We start from the raw sequence: 4,045 nt of genomic DNA, 5'->3' as shown, positions 1-4,045 counted from the left end.
CGCATAGAGAAAGAGTTTCAGAACTTTCTTAAATGTTAACTTTTTTGAATAGCGATTAAACTGACTGATAGTCTGTCGAGACGATTCACTTAATGTTTCTAAAGAAATGTAGGAAAACCATTTATTTATGGTCATTTTTGTTTTATACTTATCCATGTTGTAGTCCTTTGTTTTGGTCTTGGATAAGTCATCCAACCCCATTATAAAGGACTTTTTTATATCATGAAACAGTTAAAATTTTAATGCAACACTAGTGATGCTACATAGTTATAAAGTTTCCTAAACACTTCTCTTTACTATCAATCCGTTGTGTTTTGTACCTATTTTCAGTAATCTATTACAGAACAAATCCGAGTGTTTTTCGTATTAACTGTAAATGAGTCATGTGAATTTCTCATGGTTTGTTTGGTAAGTAAATAATAGGCGTTCATTGATCTTTTTTCATTTCAAAAGCAAAAATAGTGTCAATTAATCAAAATTAGCCCATCAATACCATCTATTATAGAAACAATTTGACAAACAAAAAAGGAACACGCAACTGTACTTTGTAAATTCGCAGTTACTTGTTCCTTTTCATCTATATTGTATTAGTCTTCCTCTTCATCGTGGTAATCATCATCTTCTAGGGCTTCTTTTCCTAAAAAGGCTTGCAACATCCAGATTTTTGTATCTAAGTCATCTTTAAATTCAATTAGCGTATCCTCAAAGACAACATTCTCTTCTTCTTGCGCCAAGTGAATGGCACGAATCGTTAATTCACGAGTTTCTCTGAAATCATCGATGATATTGTCAACCATTTCTTCGGCTTTTATATATTTATCTGCTGGATCTTCTGATAGCATAGAATACTCGACAAGCTCTTTGGTTGTAGAAGCTGGTTTATATCCTGAAGCTAGCAGTTGTTCAGCTAAACGGTCAAACCATTTTTCATTATCATCATATAGTTCCTCAAATTTTTCATGTAAAGTAAAGAAGTGAGGTCCCTTTACATACCAATGATACTGATGTAACTTCACATGTAGTGTGTGAATATTCCCTAAAAGATGGTCTGTAATGGCTGCTGCATTTATTTTCGTATGATGCACATGATCTTTATATTCTTGTTCTTCTTCTAATCTTTCTTGTGGTGTTTTTTCTGACATGATTCATTCCTCCATTATTTTTTTGATTTTTTAAGCAAACCTATGCGGATTTTACACGCGATCTTTTTACGCCATAACCTAAGTCTTGGATAGCTTTTTCTATGTCTTCAATTGATATAGTGTCGTCGAAATTTACTTTTACACGGCTTGCATTGAACATGACTTTCAAGCTGTCTTTATCCACACCTTTTAAGTTACCAACAGCATTTTCGATTTTTTGTAGACATGATGGACAAGTTAACGTTTCTAATTGAATAGTTGCTTTTTGCATGATACATTCTCCTTTGAATTTTTATTTGTTATTTATTCATTCGATTTACCTTATTGACATCTATAGTATATCAGCTATTCAAGTTTTTAATCTTGATCTACATCAATTTAACGAGGTATTTTGTATTTCAATATTTTCATTTCTTACCTCTTATGCATCTATTCTAATCGAAGACTAGAGAGATTGAATTGATGTAGATCAAGAATTAGTATTAATCTCCTAATTGTTTCTGAAATTTGTTCGACTATATTATATTGGAAATTCCACCGTAATCTATTTAGTTTTTATTGTATTTTTTATGCATGAACCTCTTTTGCGTTCGCCGTTTCTACATCAGTTCCTTTGAGTCTGTAGCGCAATAGTCTCATACTGTTTAAGATAACGACTAAGATACTTCCTTCGTGTACTAACATACCGATTGACATGTTCATCCAGTCTGAGAAGAAAACGGCTGCTAGAAGAACAAGTACAGTACCAACTGCAATGACAATATTTTGTTTCATATTATTGGCGGTTGCTTTAGTTAAGCCTAAAGCGTGAGGCAAGCGGCTCATATTTGAGTTCATTAAAACGACATCAGAAGTTTCAATAGCGACGTCTGTTCCGCTACCCATTGCGATTCCAATATCCGCAAGGGCTAATGAAGGACTATCGTTTACTCCATCACCAACGAATGCGACAATTTGACCCTGAGCTTGGAGTTCTTTGAGGTAGTCTGCCTTATCTTCTGGCAGTAAGTTTCCATGGGCTTCTGTTAATCCTAATTCTTCAGCGACTAAATCAACAGTACCTTGGTTATCTCCTGATAGTACGATTAAGTTCTTAACACCTAAAGCTTTCATCGCTTGTAAATCTTGTTTAATCCCTGGGCGAATTTGGTCACGAATCCCCATTAGAGCTTTCAACTCACCATCGACTGCTGTAATAACTAATGAGTTTCCACGTTTTTCGTAGGCTTCAAAATCTTCACGAGCTTCTTTTGTTAATTGGATATTTTCTTTTTCCATTAAAGCTACGTTTCCTATTGCAACGCGGTGCCCATCGACTTCTGCGACGATTCCTCCACCTTTTACAACGTTTGTTTCATCTACTGGATACATTTCAATATCGCCTAACTGTGAAAGAACCGCTTTTGCGAGTGGGTGATCCGATTCATTCTCGACACTTGCCAGATAGCTTAGTGCTTGATCTGCATCCCCATAGGTTTTAAATTCGGCAACTTCTGGGTTACCTACAGTTAGAGTTCCTGTTTTATCAAATAGAATCGTATCAACTTTACTAAAGTCTTGAATTACTTCTGAACCTTTTAATAATACACCATTTTTTGCACCATTTCCGATGCCTGCTACGTTAGAAACAGGTACTCCAATGACTAATGCACCCGGGCATCCGAGTACTAGTATTGTAATGGCCAACTCGACATTTTGACTAAAAATCCACACGATAAATGCTAAGACTAAGACGGCTGGTGTATACCACTGCGAAAACTGGTCAATAAAGCGTTCAGCTTCTGATTTTGAATCTTGAGCTTCTTCAACAAGCTCAATAATTTTACCGAAAGTTGTATCTTCTCCTACACGGTCTGCACGAATTTGTAGGGTTCCATTTTCTAAAATTGTACCTGCGAAGACTTCTGAATCTGTTTCTTTTCGAACCGGATCCGCTTCACCAGTGATTGATGCTTCGTTAATGTGACCTTCACCAATAACAACCGTTCCATCAACTGGAACTTTTCCACCTGTACGGACTTGTAGGATATCGCCTTCGTCAACATCCCATACATCAACTTCTTCAAATTCACCATTTTCCATTTGTTTAAAAGCTACTTCTGGTGCCATTTCTGTCAATTCTTTAATCGCTGAACGAGTAGAGTTCAATGTGCGAGCCTCTAACCAGCTACCGAATAAGAATAAGAACGTTACGATAGCTGACTCTTCATAGTTTTGAATGAGGAAAGCACCGATTACTGCGATGGTTACTAACACATCAATTGAAATTACTTTTACCTTTAAAGCCCCAAAAGCTTGAATGGCGATTGGTGCCACCCCTAAAATAGATGCGATAATGAATGCGATATTAAAAACTTGTGTGTTTCCAAAACCAAAGTGTGCAATAAATCCTATAACGATTAAAATTCCTGAGATAAGTGTGATTTTATTTTTACTGCTTAATATTTTTTGCTGAAAACCCATTTCTTTCTCCTCCTAGTTTGTACTTGTTGACTCCAGTATACCCTGCGCTTTTTCATTTAAAATTGACCCCAATCAACTTTCATACGTTATTATATTTTCTTTGCTGAATATCCAATCTCTTCAATCTTATGAAGAATTTCTTTTTTTTGATATTTTATTGTCTTCAAATACTACTCTTGCTTTGCTTCTATCAAATAAAATTTTTATTGTTTCTATCCCCGTTAATTCATTTACATTGTCTATGATTTTTTGCATACAAGATGGACAAGTCAATTTTTCTAATTGAAACGTTATCGTCGTCATCTTCTCTCTCCTATATTTTTTTAATCATTACTCTGAATGTTTTGTCTTCTTTTTCTTTTAAAAATAAGTGTACCTTTCTATAGCCTTTCCGTTGACGGAGTGATATAATTAAATAAAAGAACATACGTTCGTTTTCA

The 4,045-nt window shown here is 35.1% G+C and carries 4 protein-coding genes; all 4 read right to left on the bottom strand.

All coding sequences use genetic code 11. The features are described 5' to 3' along the window. Positions 1 to 587: 587 nt before the first annotated feature. A complete protein-coding gene (locus BLR76_RS11310) occupies positions 588 to 1,142 on the bottom strand; it encodes a Dps family protein (protein ID WP_091268997.1) in 555 nt (184 codons plus the stop codon). A gap of 40 nt (positions 1,143 to 1,182) precedes the next feature. Continuing rightward, positions 1,183 to 1,413 carry a heavy-metal-associated domain-containing protein gene (locus BLR76_RS11305; protein ID WP_091268995.1) on the bottom strand — a complete coding sequence of 77 codons (231 nt, stop codon included), beginning with the start codon at positions 1,411 to 1,413 and terminating at the stop codon, positions 1,183 to 1,185. Positions 1,414 to 1,709: 296 nt separating this feature from the next. After that, positions 1,710 to 3,605, bottom strand: coding sequence for a heavy metal translocating P-type ATPase (locus tag BLR76_RS11300; protein WP_091268993.1), 1,896 nt, complete (start codon positions 3,603 to 3,605; stop codon positions 1,710 to 1,712). 126 nt (positions 3,606 to 3,731) lie between these two features. Further along, entirely contained in the window at positions 3,732 to 3,908 is a 177-nt protein-coding gene (locus tag BLR76_RS11295) for a heavy-metal-associated domain-containing protein (RefSeq protein WP_245683091.1), read from the bottom strand. Positions 3,909 to 4,045: the final 137 nt, after the last annotated feature.

Source organism: Alkalibacterium thalassium, assembly GCF_900101165.1.
Lineage (GTDB): Bacteria > Bacillota > Bacilli > Lactobacillales > Carnobacteriaceae_A > Alkalibacterium > Alkalibacterium indicireducens.
This window is presented reverse-complemented; position numbering and strand designations above follow the sequence as displayed.